Raw genomic sequence first — 15,151 nt, forward strand, 5'->3', positions numbered from 1 at the left:
TTGCGGGTGTGCATGCCAGGTACGTCCAGGAACTGTCACCGCGCTGTCACCGCGGCGGAGCGCGCCGACATTGCCGGACCGCTGGTGCAGGTTCCGGCCCGGCACCGCCTGCGCGCTCACCCCTGCAGGCGCGCGATTTCCGCCCCGCTCGTGAGCGCGTAGCGGATTTTTGGGGGGTGAGTTGAGAGTGGCTGCGGGACAGAAACCGGGTCCTCCACGGCCGTTGTGAGGGCCGTGGAGGACACACAGGTTCACGTCAGGGGGTGCGCCGTTCAGTGGATGACGGGGAAATTGTTGAGCTGATTGAGGCCCCAGCTCTGGTTCGCCGTGTTCCAGTGGTCGTCTCTGGAGATGCAGTCCCACTGCTGCAACAGGGCCTGCTGGCCGGGCGTGCCGGACGGACCCTCCGCGTCCAGGCACCTACCGGTGGCCCGGTTCTTCAGGAGCATGACCGAGGGGAAGCACTGGCCCGTGCAGCTCGGCTTCGCCCAGGCGATGGTCCATTCGCCCGGCGCGTAGCCGGCGTCGCAGTACGGGTACTGGATGACGCGAGTGCCGTTCACGTAGGACCCCGAACGCCAGTCGAGCATGAGGCATTGCCCGGAGTGCCGTGCCTTGATCCGGAAGTACCCGCTTCCACTGTCGAGCAGCTCGTACTCCTGGGAGGCGCTGGCGTTGTCCGGCCACAGGAAGGCGCCGGTGAACGGATCGGCCGAAGCCCCTATGACGTCAGCGCGCAGCCCCGTGCGGGAGTTCACGAGCTCGTAGCGGGTGGGTTCCGCCGCCTGAGCGGGCGTGGGGGCGAGCGCCGCGAAGACGGCGAACACCACGGCCGCTGCCAGGGCCGCCGGAGTGAGTCGGGAACGTCTGCGCCCGGTCGGCATCGATGGTGCGGCCGATGCGGTGGTCTTGCCGGGACTGTCGTCCCGTAAGGCGTGGGGTATCGACATGGTGTTCTCCTCCATGGTTCGAGTACCCGGCGTTCGCCGGAGCGGGACGGAGCGCGAGCGACCTCATTCCCCGGTGTCGCCGCCGCCTCCTCCCGTCGGACGCCGCCCGGATCCGAGCGCAGTGGCCCGGCGGCAAAGGGTCTTCACAGTGGTGCTCCTCCTGCGATCGGTGACTGCGAGGCTCGCACCGCCGTCAAAGCCGCCGGAGGGCGCCCCGCAGGGTGGTATGTCGAAGAGGATTCTTCGGGCCGTCGCGGGGTCCGGGCGTCCGCCGGATGACTTATCGCACTACGTATTGCCGAGGCCGGCGCCGGCGCCGGGACCCGTGTGGCTCAGGTTTGGTGGGAGGACGGTGGACCGGTTCGTTCGGAGATGAACAGGGCGCCGGCGATGCCGCGGTTCGTCACGCCCCTGGCGACCGGTTCGGCGGCCTCGGTCTCTCGGGGTGACACCTCAATCGCGGGCTTCACCTACGTGCCCTGAGTGCGTACACGCTCGACACCCGGACCCCGGCGCCGGCGGACGTCGGTGCCGAGACCGTCCTCGGGCACCCTGCTCGCTCTGACGGGTCTGCTGCCGAGCGGTCACCGTCTCCAGGAAGCGGGCCTCGCGCACAGAATCACAAAATCCTCGGCCTCACGGATCCTGGGTACTGCCACGGCCCGGACATCCAAAATGCCTGCGCCGGTCGCCGCTGAGGCCCGGCGCAGGTGCCTTGGACTGACGAGACCCTGCCGCAAGCAGTGGCTGCGTCGCCAGCCGCCCGAAGAAGGCGGCCGGCCCCGTGAATGCGGGGCTTACGTCAACCTTCAGGCATCAAGAGCGGGCCTCATAGGCCCGGGCTCTTCGGGGCGCGATTCTGACAGCGCCACCTTGGCAGGAGCGAACACGCGGATGAAGTCGTCCAGGAACCTGCGCGGTCCTTCCAACGTGACCAGCCCGCATTTGGCGGCCTGCATGAGCGCCAGATAGGAGGGCAGCCCGTCCAGTTCGAACGTGACAACGAGGTCGGCCTTGTCCGGGGCGGCCCCGATGCCAGCCGTGAGGTGCCCGTCCGTTACGGCGGTGTAGATGACCATGTCGTCGGCATGGAGCTCCCAGGACGCGGTCAGTCCGGCCGCCGCGTCGGGGCGGAAGGCCGCTCGGAGCGCCATGACCACGGATGAGGGAGTGACGATCTCCCCGGGCTTGGGCTCTCCCAGCTGGACGGTTCCCCAGCGGCCGAGAGCACTGACGGCCGGTTCGAGATCATGTCCGGCGGACGTCAGGGCGTAGATGACCCCGCGTTGCGGCGCAGGTGCGATGCGGCGCTCCACGATGCCCGCCTCTTCCATTTCCTTCAGGCGGGTGGAGAGCACGTTGCTGGGGATGCCGGGCAGCCCGTCGACGAGGTCGGTGTAGCGCTGCGGTCGCACTGTGAGATCGCGAATGATCAGCAGCGCCCACCGTTCACCCACGAGCTCCAGGGCGCGGGCGAGGCCGCAGTACTGGCCGAAAGCGCGACGTTTCATGCTCAAATTATAGCAGACTTGCATTGTCACTTCGGATAGCTTTTATCGATCTGAACTTGCAAAAGTAGAGTTTTGATCTGGATGTGTTGTCGGGAAGTCGAAGGTGCCTTGTCGCCAGGTGACCTCCGGCCGAAGGGAGTGGCGGGAGAACAGGAAGACGTCCGAGGTCGACGAAGCCGTCACGACGATGATCGACAGCACCTTCGACGCCCTGCTGGCCTCCGCCGAAGGCGTCACCCCGGGCAGCGGTGGCGCCGAGCGGAACGCCACGACGGCGAGACCGCTGCGGGGGCTCGAGCGCAGGGGGCAAGCAGGGGCGGTGGGTCCTTTGCCCGTGGTCGGCTATGCAAGCGGCGGCGCGGCTCGTTTCCAGACGATGGTGGAGCGGAGCGTCCCGCTGGGGAGGGTGTCCTCCGCGGCCAGGGTCAGCTGATTGCCCTCGAGCGTGGCCTGGCGGATGAGAACGGTGTTCTGCCAGGTCGGCAGGAGCGACACTTCGACCTCGTGGTGCAATGTCCGCGTCGTCTCGTCCACGGAGTACGGGCCGCTGTATGCGAGGTAGCCGGCCGCGGCGGCCGCCTGCTCGCGGTTGCCACCGTCGCGGTCGAGGGGGTCGTAGTCGCTGCGGCCCTGCCGCATGATCTGAGCCGACATGTAGCCGTCAGCGGTGTACATGATGATTCCGGTGGCATCCGGTCCGAACGGGTATGTGATCCCGGGGTGTTCGGTGTTTTCGGCGGTGAACGACACCAGTTGCCATGTGCCGACGACCTGGTCTGTGAGCGTCATGTGGCTCCTTCCGGGATCGTCTTGAGGGGCAGTCCGAACATCAGCCAGGACTGGTGACTGTCCCAGTGCGGATAGAGCGCGTCCATGTGCTCGAACAGTTCCTGTTCCGAGGAGGTGGATTCCTTCAGCCGGCCGAAGTCGCGCAGATAGCGCTTGGAGTCCTCGATGCACTCTGGCGTGTCGGGGGCGCCGGTCTTCTTGTGCCCGGCTACCGCGAACTTCGGGGCGAGCGCGGCCAGCCGGTCCAGCGCGGCGATCCAGTTTTCCCGGCTCGCCGGCGTCGTCTCGCCGACGAACATGTGGCACTGGTTGTACAGCACGTCACCACCGACGACCAGGTCGATGGAGGGCACGTGCAGCGAGGTGGTGTGCAGTCCGTCGGTGCGGCCCTGCTCGATGATGCGAAGCTCCTCGCCCTCAAGCGTGAAGGTGTGCGCGTCGTACAGCTCGGGCAGGGTCAGGGTTGCCGGCAGACCGGGCCAGATGTGGCGGCCGAAGTCGATGAGCTCCGGCGGGGTCTGGGCAATGAGCTCCATCGTGCCGGGGGTGGCGATCGCCTTGGCGTCGGGGAAGCGTTCGAGCAGGACCGAGAGCCCGAAGAAATGATCGGGGTGTCCGTGTGTGATGTAGATCGTGGTGAGATTCTTTTCGTGCAGAGCGATCCAGCTCGCCAGGGACTCGGCTTCGGCCACCGTGGTGAGCGCGTCGACCAGCACGGCGTCGTGCTCACCGTAGATGAGCGTGGCCGTGGTCGGGTCCCAGCCGAACGGCGGGCCGATCTCGAACGGCCGCTCGCCGACGGCAGCTCTGCGGGGCGCATTGAAGACGTTGAAGTCCAGCTTTTTCGAAGAGCGCATCTCGGGCATGGTCCGCACCTTCCTTCCGTTCGCGGTGATCAGCCCCGCAGGCCTGCGGCGGGTGGTGCCGGCCCCGTGCCCGGCGTGGCCTGGGCCCGGCCCAGGCCACGCCGGGTGCGCGAGGCCGATCCGGGCCTTTTGCCCGCTACTTGGCAAGACTCGGGTAGAGGGCGGTGACCGGCGCCGCCAGGGCGCCGTGGACCTTGCCGGCGGTCTCATCGGTGAGCAGCTCGTACTCACCGGCTCCGAGCGCGTCGTAGACGGCGCCGGCGATGTCGGCCGGATCGGTCATGCCGGTGCGGTCCTCGCCGGACTGCATCGGGGTGTCCATCGGGCCGGGGTAGACACCGAGAACGTGCACACCCTGGGGGGCCAGCTCCAGGCGGAAAGCGTTGGTCGCCATCCACAGTCCGGCCTTGGACACACTGTGAGCCTTCCCGACGGCGAACCAGCTCAAAACCGAGTTGATGTTGATCAGGGCACCCTTGGCCGCCACCAGCGACGGGGCGAGCGAGCGGGTGAGGTGAATCGGGCCGAGGAGGTTGGTCTGGACGACCGACTCCAGCTCCGTGAAGGATCCGGTCAGCAGGTCGCTGCGAGGGAAGATCGCGGCATTGTTGACCAGGACGGTGGTGTCGCCGGTCTGCTGGACGGCCTCGTCGATGGAGGCAGCGTCGGCCAGGTCCACCTTCACCGGCACGACTCGCCCGTCACCCCAGGGCTTGGGGCTGCGCGCGCCTGCGTACACGCGCTGTGCCCCGCGCGTCAGCGCCGCCTCGACCAACTGGGTGCCGAGTCCGCCGTTGGCTCCGGTGATGAAGACGGTTGCATCCTTGAGTTCCATCATGATTTCGCCTCTGTGCCTTCTGGTCTCTGTAGACCCGTTTGGCTTTCAGTAATGGTTTCTGGGCCGGAGGGCCCGTGACGTGCGTGATGTGCGTTCATTGGGCGGTTCCACGGCGGTCGAGCATGCCCAGACAGCCGAGGGCGGCCGCGAGTTCGACGGCGGCGATGGTCCACCAGGCGTGCGCGAACACGGTGTGGGCCGCGTGGTAGGACGCCGGGTTGCCCAGGGTGGCGACGATGATCGAGACGCCGAGGACGAATCCGAGCTGGCGTGTCATGTTGATCACTGCGCTTCCGGTGGAGGCGCGCTCGGGCGGCAGGTTGTGCGTCGCGGAAGACAGAATCGTCGGCAACGCCAAGCCGATGCCGACGCCTACCAGCAAATGGCCGGGGAGCACAGCAATGGCGTAATCGGCGCCCCGAGGACCGATTGACGTCAGCAGGAGGATGGTGCCTGCGGCGAACACGGCGCAGCCGATTGCGGACAGCAGCCCGCCGGGAATCCTCTTGGCCAGCCGCTGAGCGAGGATCGTGACGATCGGGACCATGGCCGGCGCCGGGGCGACGGCGAAGCCGGTCGCGATCACCGACCACTGCCAGACGTTCTGCATCCACAGGACGATCACCAGCAGATAGGCGGACATGCCCAGCCCGAAGGCGATCATCGCCAGGTTGGCGGAGGCGAAGCTGCGTACGCGGTACAGGTGCGGGTCGACCACCGGGACCGGGTGGTGTTCGGCTCGCCAGACGAATCCGGCCAGCAGCACGGCGGCCGCGACGAAGCCGGCGATGGTGCTGCCGCTGGCCCAACCCCAGCCGCCGCCTTTGACGATCGCCAGGGCCAACGCCCCCACGCCGAAGGTCAGCAGCCCGGCGCCGATCATGTCCGGCAGCTTGGTGACCTTCGTGTCGCGCGAGTCCGGGACGGCGCGCTGCGCGGCCAAGGCCGCGAAGATGCCGATCGGCACGTTGAGCACGAAGATCCAGCGCCAGTCGGCGGTGACCAGCAGGCCGCCGAGAACCGGGCCCGCCGCAGCGGCGATGGCCGCGACAGCTGACCAGATGCGCACGTAGTGCAGGCGCCTCTCGCCCGGCACCGCCGCGAGCAGCAGCCCCAGCGACGTCGGGGTCAGGGCCGCGGCGCCGGCGGCCTGCACAGCGCGGAAGACCACCAGCCACCACAGGCCCGGGGCGATCGCGCACAGCACGCTGGCAAGAGTGAAAACACCCATGCCGGCCTGGAACATCTTCTTGCGGCCGATCTTGTCGGCCAGCCGGCCCAGGGGGATCAGCAGGGCCGCGAAGATGATCGCGTAGGCGTTCAGCACCCAGCTGACGTCGCTGGTCGACGCGCCGTGGAAGCTCTCGGCGATTTTGTCGAAGGCCACGTTGACGATGAAGACGTCCAGGTTCGCCATGAAACCCGCCAGCGACAACACCCCGAGGATCACCTTCGGGCGCGAGGTCGCGGAGGTGGCCGGCGGGAGCCGGAGTGGTCCAGGGGCTGTGCTTTGTATGTGCGCCATGTCCCACACCCTACGTACGCAACTTCATATTTGCAACGGCACTTCATTTAATGAAGTGAAGTGCGTCCACGGCGAACGTCGGCACCCGAACGGAGCCGCGACCGGCTGAGATCCTCGATTCGGGCGTCGCTCACTCAGCGCGCGTCACGCATGAAGCACCCACTTGACCGGCCAATGCGAGGCCGGCGCACGCGCTCACTTCGCGATGAAAGGGTCCTTGACCTTCATGCGCGCCGTCGTGTGATGACGGTGACCGCTCCGCACGCCAGGCCAGGCACGTCAGAAGGCCGCACATGGGAGAGGGACGGCCGACCGCGAAGACGAGCAGGCCGGCCGGCACGCGCCAGGCCCTGCACGGGACCGGACGTAGTGTCGTCCTGGGAAGACGGGTCTGAACCGGACGCTGGAAGCCAGTCCGTGCGGGTGGAAGCTGGCCGGGCGGCCGCCGAACAGCGGCGACCGCCTGGAGGGAGACACGTATGAGCATCAGGACGCACGCGCTCGGCAGCCAGGGACTGGCGGCGTCGGTCGAAGGCCTGGGCACCATGGGGATGACCGCCATGTACGGCACCCCGGACGACGCCGGGTCGGCGGAGACGATCCACCGGGCGATCGAGCTCGGGGTGACCCTTTTCGACACCGCCGATATCTACGGTCCGTTCACCGGTGAGGAACTGCTCGGGCGCACGGTGGCGCCCCAGCGGGACCGAGTGCTGCTGGCGACGAAGTTCGGCGGGCTGACCCTCGACGATTCCGGGAAGGTCGTCGGCGGCCCGAACGGCCGGCCGGAGTACCTGCGGCGCGCGGTGGAGGGCTCCCTGCGCCGGCTGGGCACGGACCGTATCGACCTGTACTACCAGCACCGCGTGGATCCGGACGTGCCCGTGGCCGAGACGTTCGGGGCACTGGGAGAGCTCGTCGCCCAGGGCAAGGTGCGCTACCTCGGCATCAGCGAGGCGTCCGCCGAGACGATCCGCGCCGCCCACGCCGTGGCGCCACTGTCGGCCGTGCAGACCGAGTACTCACTGTTCACCCGGACGGTGCGGAGCAACGGCGTGCTCGACACCGCACGCGAACTGGGCATCGGCTTCGTGGCCTATGCCCCGCTGGGCCGCGGCTTCCTCACCGGGCGGCTGCGCACGCTGGACGGGCTGCCGCAGAACGACTGGCGGCGCACCGCCCCCCGCTTCAGCAACGAGAACTTCGCCCACAACCTCGCCCTCGCCGACAGGGTGCGCGTCATCGCAGAGAAGCTCGACATCACGCCGGGGCAACTGGCCCTGGCGTGGGTGCTGTCCCAGGGCGTCACCGCCATCCCCGGCACCAAGCGTCGCGCCTACCTGGAGGAGAACGTCGCCGCCGCGGCGCTCACCCTCGACGCCGACACGCTCGGCAATCTCGAGGAGGTGATCGCCGCCGACGAGGTGACCGGTGAGCGGTATGTCGTGGAGGGAATGAAGGCCATCCAGGAATGAGCGATGCCATGCACCACAACGACCTCGGTGGTTTCCTGCGGGCTCGCCGCGAGGCGCTGCGACCGTCCGACGTCGGGTTGATCGCCGGCGGCCGCCGCCGCACCCCCGGGCTGCGGCGGTCCGAGGTGGCCCTGCTGGCGAACATCTCCGTCGACTACTACGAGCGGCTGGAGCAGTCCCGCAACGCCCACCCCTCACAGGAGATGCTGGCGAGCCTGGCGGGGGCGTTGCGTCTGTCCGTGGACGAGCGCGACCACCTCTACCGGCTCGCCGGCTACGCCCCGCCCCTCGCCGGGGGAGCAGGCAGGTATGTCGACCCGGCGATGATGTTCCTCCTCGACGCCTTGACGACGGTGCCCGCGCAGGTCATGGACGACCTGTCCACGCTGATCGCCCAGAACCGGCTCAGCCAGGCCCTGTTCGGCACTTGGGCGCTGGGGGACACGCGGGCCGGCAACGTGACGTGGCGCTGGTTCACCGATCCGGCGTCGCGCGCGCTCAACGTCGCCGAGGAGCACGAGGCCATCGGCCGGGGCTACGCCGCGGATCTGCGGGTTGCCGCCGCACGGCGGGGCAGTGACGCGGTGGCGGACCGACTGATCGATGATCTCCTGGAGGCCAGCGAGGAGTTCACGCGCTACTGGAACGAGATGGCCGTCAAGCCGCTGAGTTCCACGCGGAAGCGGCTGGTGCATCCGCACGCCGGGCCGCTCGACGTGCAGTGCGACGTCGTGGTGAGTGCCGCCACGGGCCACCGCATGGTGATCTTCAGGCCGCAGCCGGGTTCGAGTACCGCCGAGCGGTTTGATTTCCTCGAGGTGATCAGCGCGCAGATCCTCGACATCTGACCTGGCCCCAGCCCCGCTCACCTCGTCGCCGGCCTGCAGGTGACCTTGACCGGCATCGACGGCCTCGATGTCGAGCTGTGGATCCCGTCGGCTCCGACGGCCTCGGCAACCGCTGGCACGACCAGGCCGTTCACCGGCGGGATCCGCATCCCGTCAGCCGTCCGGGCAGTGTGGCCGTGGTGGAACCTTCGGACCGCGAAGTCGCCGAGGTGGGCCGGGGGAGCGGGTCAGTCGCCGGCTTCCGGCGGGGTGTCTTCGAGCAGGGTTCGCAGGAGGGTTTCCAGGCGCCCGGCCAGCTCGTTGGGATCCGCTTCCACCAGTGCCGTGTTCCCGATCAGTTTCCGCATCACCCACACACCGGCGATCACTGACAGCGCGAGCGCGGAACGTTCCGATGTGTTTTCGCCTGTCATCAGACCGATGAGGTGCCGTTCCACATGCCGTTCGATGCCCTGGCGGGCGATTTCGGCGGTTCGGGGATTGGACGCGGACCGCAGCATCAGCAGGAAGGGGCTCAGTTCGTCGGCCTCGGGCGCGGTCCGCTCCACCAGTGACCGGGCGACGTCGTGGACCAGGGCCGCGGGGTCGCTGCCCACCACGGTCCGCGGGGCGAAGGAGGTGTCCACCACCTCGGCGAACAGTTGTTCCTTGGATCCGAAGTAGCGGTTGACCATCATCGCGGTGACGCCGGCGTCCTTCGCGATGTCCCGCACGCCGGCAGCGTCGTAGCCGAGGCGGGTGAAGGCCTCAACGGCGGACGAGAGAATCGCCTCGCGGGTCGCTGCCGCGTTACGAGACCGGCGGGGGGCGGCAGGCGGCGACTCGGGCTGACGCGATTCGTTCTCCACGACACGAGTGTAGTGAGGCCGAAACGGCGGTCTACGGCTGTAGAGCTTCGAGGCGTCCGCGGCCCGTGCCGCCGCTCGGCCCGTAGACCGTAGGCCGACGGCAGGGCGCCGAATCTGCGCCGGGCAACCGTGGGGTCGGTTGCGCGAACCGGCTCAGCCGAATTTCTGACGGTCGCCGTTAGTGGGCTGATGAACCGCACCCCTCCGTCCTCAAGCCGCGCGTGATCATGTGGCCGCCATGGCGGCGGCACGGATTCCGGCCTACCGGGTTGCAGGCCCGTGGCACCGACCGCGAGCGCAGACGTTGACGTCCCTGGCTGGGACTCGCCGGTCCCTCGGAATTTTCGTGCGGGCGCTGTCGCCCAGTCGCCCCGCGCTCCGCAGGACGGACAACGGGCCGCTCACGGCCCTGCCCGAGCGGCCTGTTGGGGCGGCGGCGCCCTCAGATCGGCCCGGCGGGCCACATCCGCCGCGGTGCCGTCGGGCGCGGCCGCCCCGCGCCCGACGGGTACACGGAGCGACCGCGCGGGTCGCGTCCTGCCCGCGTTGCCGTGCGGGCCGCCGCGCGACGCATCCCGCGTCCGGGGGCGATTCGGCGGGCGGCCCGCATGAGTGCTCCGCTCAGAACGCCGAGCGGATCAGTCCGCCATCCACGCGGATCGTGGCTCCGCTGATGTACTCGGCGTAGTCGCTGCACAGGTACGCCACGGCAGCGGCGATTTCGTCCGGCTTGCCGAAACGGCCGTGGTCGTTCGGAATGAGGGCCTCGACCGCGTTCGGCTGGACTTCCTCCCAGGTCTGTCCCCACCCGCGGGCAGGACCGAGCGCTGTGACGAACTCCCTTGTCGCTTCGACGAGGATCGCGCCGGGCGAGACGATGTTCGAGGTGACGCCGGTGCCCTTGAGGTCGCGGGCGAGCGATACCGCGAGGTTGTGCCGAGCGGCTAGCGTGGCGTTGTACTGCGGATGGGTGTTCATCGGCTGGGAGGCGAGACCGCCGCCGATCGTGACCACACGGCCCCAGCCGTGTTCGCGCATCGCCGGAACCAGATGCCGGATCATCCTGACACCGGAGACGACGTTGACGTTGTAGGCGTCGGTCCACTCTGCCGGACTGGCCTCGGCCCATGAAAGATGCCGGTAGAAGCCGGCGTTGTTCACGAGGATGTCGACGGGACCGTCCGCGGTGGCGGCCTGGGCGACTGTGGCGGCCCCGTCGTCTGTGGCCAGGTCGCCCAGCGCCGTGTCGGCGGTGCCTCCGGCCCGGCGGATGGCTTCGGCGACCAGCTCCGTGCGGTCCTTGTCCCGGCCGTGGATCACGACCGCGGCGCCCTCCGCCGCCAGCATTTTCGCGGTGGCCTCGCCCAGGCCGGCACTCGAGCCGGTGACCAGAGCGCGCTTGCCCTCGAGATTGAGGTTCATTCCTTGCTCCCATACGGATTTCTCCCGCGCCGCAACGCGGGAAGGTCGTGCTGCACGACTAAGTATACAGTCGTAGACTTGAGTGTCCGTGTGGGCGCCGACACGGGTGCGTCCGGGTCCGGAAGCGATGCCGCCGGCGATGTGGTGACCCACGGTCCTCCGTCAAGACCGGCGGCCTGGGCAAGGTGTCAGAGGTGAGCGCTATGGTGCGTGACCGTGGACGCCGCTGATCTTGAACACCGGGTCCGGACGGGATCCGGCTGCATCCCGCCCGAACTCGTCTCACGCCTGCTCGAACACGGCCACGTCGACGTGGTGGAGCAGCAGGCCGGGCGCGGGGAGTGGTTCTGCGCCCTGGCATGGGCGCGATTGCTCGGTGAACACGACCGCCAGGCCGAGGCGTTGAAGGTACTCGCCCCCTACTTGGCGACCGGCTGGTGGACGGCCGTCGTGGCCGCGGCCGAGCTGCTGGAGGGCTGGGGCCGGCCAGCGGAGGCGATCGAGATCACGCGGGTCCGTATGGCCGCCGGGCATCCGATGGCGCTGGAGTTCTACGCGCGGCTGCTCGCCCGGCACGCCCGCGCCGAGGAAGCGTTCACCCTGCTGCACCCGCACCTGCGCGAGCTGCCCCTGGTCGAGGCGATGGTCGACGTCGCCGCCGTTGCCGGCCGCGCCGAAGAAGCCGCCATGCTGCTCGCCCCGCTCACCACCGGGCACGAGTGCTCCGACTTCCCATGGTGCTGCCGAGGCCTCGACCGCGACACGGTAATCGGGCTGATCGCCACCATCCGCGAGCGCCAGGGCCGCGTCGACGAGGCGATCGCCCTGCTGGGCACCGGCAGCACCCGGCGCGTCGACATGCGTGAGCAACTGGCCACGCTGCTGGCGCGGCAGGGCCGCCTCGACGAGTTGCGCGCAGCCGCGGCGAACGACGACTTCAGGGCAGTACGACAGCTCGCCGTGCTGCTGGAGGGCCGCGGCGATGTGGAGGGAGCGATCGCGGCATACCGCCAGGCGGGCGGAACCACGGCCCAAGACCCCCACGCGGCTTGCGATCTCGCCCGGCTCCTGGCCCGGCACGGCCGGGGCAACGAAGCGATCGACGTGATGCGCATCCAGGCCGATGCCCACAACGGGGACGACTGGATCCTCCACACCCTGGCCTGCCTCTACCTCGACCAGCGGCGCCCCGGCGACGGCCTGGCACATCTCGACGCCCTTGCCGCAGCCCGTGCAGGCGAAGAGGACTGGGACCTGTACTGGATACGACTCCCGCTGATCGCCGCCCGAGACGGTGTCGACCAGGCGGTCGCGCAGGCGCGTTCCCACCCCGAGGGCGCTACCTGGTACGCGGCGTGGCACATCGCCGAGCTCCTTGCCGGGGCCGGACGCACCGAGGAGGCCGCCGCCGTACTCGAACAGCACGCCTGGGTGAACGGCCACGACCTGGCCGCCTGCCTGATCGACCTCGGACGCATCGAGGACGCCCTGGCCGTCTTCCAACGACGCGACCCCCCGCCGCCGGCGCTGCCGGACGGCCCTTTGCATGACGATCCCCCGTTCTGAGGCACTGTCCGGGCCCTGGACCGGTTCGGACGGCTGTCCGGGCCGCACCCGGCCCGCCGAGCGAGCCAGGCGGTCGGCCGCGCCCCGCCTCTCCACACGCATGTCCGGGTACCGAACCGGAAGCCGGAGGACGACCACCATCAGGACGTCCATCTGGCTTTCCGTCCCCCACTCGCCGGGCGACTCGCGGATCTTGCACCACCAATGCGCGACCAGTACATGGCGGCCACGCCGGGCGCCCTCGAGCTGGAGTTCCACCCGATGGTCGATCCCCTGCTCCAACTGCTCGGTCCACAGGCCCCCACCGCCGACCCGGTATGCCCAACCTTGTGCCGCCGCCCATTCGCTGAGTCGCTTGCGGTAACGGCGATTCGCCACCGTGCTCAGTACAACGGCCGACACCCAGAGTCCGACGACGCCGATCGCCATGAATACGATCAGTTCCGTATCGGAGAAGTCCACGCTGCCCCCAACCCCCGGCCCCACGACCATCGTCGGTGCGGCACTCGGGGGTGTCCAGCCATCCGAGGTAGCCGCTCGGTGTCGCGGTTACCGCGATCAGTGCCCGGGGCTCGTTGCGGGTGGCCGGGTTGGTGCGGGCGCCGGTAGCCGTTGGTGGCGGCGACCGGCGCCCTGGTGCGGTTACGGCTTGGGCGGTGCGGCGTTGCAGTCGGGGACGCCGTCGAGCCAGGCGGGCCCTTGGATGTAGATGTTGGTCATCCAGGCCTTGTAGTCGGGCAGGTAGGCCCAGACGTCGTTGGAGTAGCCCTCGGCCTCGACGAGTTCGGCGTGCTTTTGGCACTGGACGCGGATGGTGGTCGGGCCGGGGAAGGCGTAGACGCGGCCGGCGCCGAGCGAGGGTGCCTGCTTGGTCCACACGCCGGTGCCCCAGGTGCGGTGGATGTGGCCGGTCACCGTACCGGTGTTGACGCGGACGGCGCCGTAGTAGTCGCCGCCCAGGCGGACGTCGCTGACCATGAGGCGGGTGCCGGATTCCTTGGCCTCCACCATCTTGCCCGCGCCGAGGTAGATGGCGATGTGGTGGAGGTCGTCGGAGCGGCCCCAGGCCAGCAGGTCGCCGGGGAGGAGCGGGGCCAGGCCCTGGGCGGCGGTGAACCGGTTCGCCGCGCGGTGGGTGTAGTACTGGGTGCTGGCGGTGCCGTTGAGGATGTCCGAGCCGGTGGCGCGGGCGTAGGCGTGGCGGACGAGGCCGGAGCAGTCGAAGCCGAGCCGTTCGGGGTCGTGTGCGCTGTCGGGGTCGGTCGGGTCGATCTGGCCGTAGGTGGCGCCGGGTTGGGCGCCGTGGCCACCGCCCCAGGTGTACCAGGTGCCGGCCGTGACCTCGGCACAGGCGGCGGCGATGGCGGCTTCGGCGGCCGCGGAGGCGCCTGGGGCGAGGGCGCCGCACGCGGCGGCTTCCCGTTGCGGGGCCGCGGCGGCGGTCGTGGCCGGCGCGGCGAGGAGGAGGGCGAGCAGGGCGATCAGTGTGTGGACGACTCTGGTCCGGCAGGCCATGCCAGGACCCCCGTTTTCTGGTGGTGTGCGGAACTGGTCGGACAGCAGCCTGGTGGCCGCGTCCTGGGCCCGTCGAGGTGCGGGGCGTCGCCCTGCTGCGGTGGGCAACGGGAAACTGCCGGGAAACCTGCGCTTACCTGGGGTGCGGCCGTCACGCCCGGCGGGCGCCTGTCCGGTGTACCGCTGGCATTTCACGTAGTCGCCAGCCCGGCCTCCTTGGCAGTCAAGGTGCCACTACTGCTTCGCCACGGGACAGAAGGGCCATCGCTGGTCAGCACGCACTGGCCAGAGCCCGACACGTTGGCCTCGGGCCGTCGTGGGGCCGTGCGAGGCGAACCGATGACATGCGGCGATGACAACCGTCGACAGTCGCGATCCGGCTCAGAGGGATCGTCGGCAATCGCACCGCAGGTCGCAGGACCAGCGCACTACTTCCAGAAGAACTGACTGCGACCAGCTGCCAGGGGTTAGCGATGCCAGTCGCCACTGCTTGCGAGGGAACGGTGGAGATAGTCCTCCAGGTCGCGGGCGGCCCACAGCCGACTGTCGTTCTCGTGGTCCCAGACGAAGATGTCCGGACGATCCGGCGTCAGCACGAAGGCGAACTGGTCACCCCCGCCGTTGTCTCCGAAGAACAGCAGGGGATCGAAGGGCATGTACAGGCCCGGAAAGGAATTGGGGGACCAGAACAGTAGGTTCTCTTGCACGATCCGATCCAGGGACCGGACGACGTCCTTCCCGTAGGTGCCGACTACCCCGTTGGTCTCCAGCAGCAGGCCTGCCGGCTGTGCCGGCAGGCCTCGGCCGAGCCGCTGCTCCGCCTCAGTGAGAGCGGTCCTGTCCACAGGCGAGCGAAATCCGACATCGGGCAGAGCCCCGGCAGCAGCTTCTTTCCACACAAGCGCAGCCTCATCGGGAGGACTGGCCGTCCCGAGCGCAGGCGCCGTACAGCAACCACTGTGACCAAAGGTGTCCGGCAACAGCCTCAAGCGCCCAGC

The 15,151-nt window shown here is 69.2% G+C and carries 14 protein-coding genes; 3 read left to right on the top strand and 11 right to left on the bottom strand.

Annotated elements, in window-relative coordinates:
* Positions 1-272: 272 nt before the first annotated feature.
* The 7 genes from ACIP9H_RS38350 to ACIP9H_RS38380 form a co-directional block, all read right to left on the bottom strand.
* A complete protein-coding gene (locus ACIP9H_RS38350) occupies positions 273-950 on the bottom strand; it encodes an RICIN domain-containing protein (protein WP_401592793.1) in 678 nt (225 codons plus the stop codon).
* A 332-nt stretch (positions 951-1,282) separates the two neighbouring features.
* On the bottom strand, positions 1,283-1,420 hold the full coding sequence (locus tag ACIP9H_RS38355) for a LuxR C-terminal-related transcriptional regulator (protein WP_401592795.1): 138 nt from the start codon (positions 1,418-1,420) through the stop codon (positions 1,283-1,285).
* 339 nt (positions 1,421-1,759) lie between these two features.
* Positions 1,760-2,461: a winged helix-turn-helix transcriptional regulator gene (locus ACIP9H_RS38360; RefSeq protein WP_401592797.1), complete on the bottom strand. Its 702-nt coding sequence runs from the start codon at positions 2,459-2,461 to the stop codon at positions 1,760-1,762.
* Positions 2,462-2,803: 342 nt separating this feature from the next.
* Complete coding sequence (locus ACIP9H_RS38365; protein WP_401592799.1) at positions 2,804-3,250, bottom strand: lipocalin-like domain-containing protein; 447 nt, start codon at positions 3,248-3,250, stop codon at positions 2,804-2,806.
* Complete coding sequence (locus ACIP9H_RS38370) at positions 3,247-4,116, bottom strand: MBL fold metallo-hydrolase (protein ID WP_401592801.1); 870 nt, start codon at positions 4,114-4,116, stop codon at positions 3,247-3,249. The genes ACIP9H_RS38365 and ACIP9H_RS38370 overlap by 4 nt, the downstream gene beginning before the upstream one ends.
* Before the next feature lie 136 nt (positions 4,117-4,252).
* Positions 4,253-4,954, bottom strand: coding sequence for an SDR family oxidoreductase (locus ACIP9H_RS38375; RefSeq protein ID WP_401592803.1), 702 nt, complete (start codon positions 4,952-4,954; stop codon positions 4,253-4,255).
* A gap of 94 nt (positions 4,955-5,048) precedes the next feature.
* Entirely contained in the window at positions 5,049-6,479 is a 1,431-nt protein-coding gene (locus ACIP9H_RS38380; protein WP_401963607.1) for an MFS transporter, read from the bottom strand.
* A gap of 485 nt (positions 6,480-6,964) precedes the next feature.
* Here ACIP9H_RS38380 and ACIP9H_RS38385 point away from each other — a divergent pair, with 485 nt between their 5' ends.
* Together ACIP9H_RS38385 and ACIP9H_RS38390 are read left to right on the top strand one after the other, a co-directional pair.
* On the top strand, positions 6,965-7,954 hold the full coding sequence (locus ACIP9H_RS38385) for an aldo/keto reductase (protein WP_401592889.1): 990 nt from the start codon (positions 6,965-6,967) through the stop codon (positions 7,952-7,954).
* Positions 7,955-7,962: 8 nt separating this feature from the next.
* Positions 7,963-8,802 (top strand): helix-turn-helix transcriptional regulator, encoded by an 840-nt coding sequence (locus tag ACIP9H_RS38390; protein ID WP_401592807.1) that lies wholly within the window; start codon positions 7,963-7,965, stop codon positions 8,800-8,802.
* A gap of 227 nt (positions 8,803-9,029) precedes the next feature.
* On the opposite strand, the gene ACIP9H_RS38395 is transcribed toward ACIP9H_RS38390, so the two are convergent.
* Both ACIP9H_RS38395 and ACIP9H_RS38400 read right to left on the bottom strand, forming a co-directional pair.
* Positions 9,030-9,650 carry a TetR/AcrR family transcriptional regulator gene (locus ACIP9H_RS38395; protein WP_401592809.1) on the bottom strand — a complete coding sequence of 207 codons (621 nt, stop codon included), beginning with the start codon at positions 9,648-9,650 and terminating at the stop codon, positions 9,030-9,032.
* Positions 9,651-10,271: 621 nt separating this feature from the next.
* Positions 10,272-11,072 carry an SDR family NAD(P)-dependent oxidoreductase gene (locus ACIP9H_RS38400; RefSeq protein WP_401963609.1) on the bottom strand — a complete coding sequence of 267 codons (801 nt, stop codon included), beginning with the start codon at positions 11,070-11,072 and terminating at the stop codon, positions 10,272-10,274.
* Positions 11,073-11,288: 216 nt separating this feature from the next.
* Between ACIP9H_RS38400 and ACIP9H_RS38405 the strand changes: the two genes are divergently transcribed.
* The gene (locus ACIP9H_RS38405) at positions 11,289-12,638 is read left to right on the top strand and encodes a tetratricopeptide repeat protein (protein ID WP_401592811.1); all 1,350 of its coding nucleotides are present in this window, start codon (positions 11,289-11,291) and stop codon (positions 12,636-12,638) included.
* A 642-nt stretch (positions 12,639-13,280) separates the two neighbouring features.
* Here the strand turns inward: ACIP9H_RS38405 and ACIP9H_RS38410 are convergent.
* Entirely contained in the window at positions 13,281-14,153 is an 873-nt protein-coding gene (locus ACIP9H_RS38410) for a C40 family peptidase (protein WP_401592813.1), read from the bottom strand.
* 467 nt (positions 14,154-14,620) lie between these two features.
* The gene (locus ACIP9H_RS38415) at positions 14,621-15,052 is read right to left on the bottom strand and encodes an SMI1/KNR4 family protein (protein ID WP_401963565.1); all 432 of its coding nucleotides are present in this window, start codon (positions 15,050-15,052) and stop codon (positions 14,621-14,623) included.
* Between the last annotated feature and the right edge of the window lie 99 nt (positions 15,053-15,151).

Origin of the sequence: Streptomyces sp. NPDC088732, from assembly GCF_044751205.1 — a bacterium.
GTDB lineage: Bacteria > Actinomycetota > Actinomycetes > Streptomycetales > Streptomycetaceae > Actinacidiphila.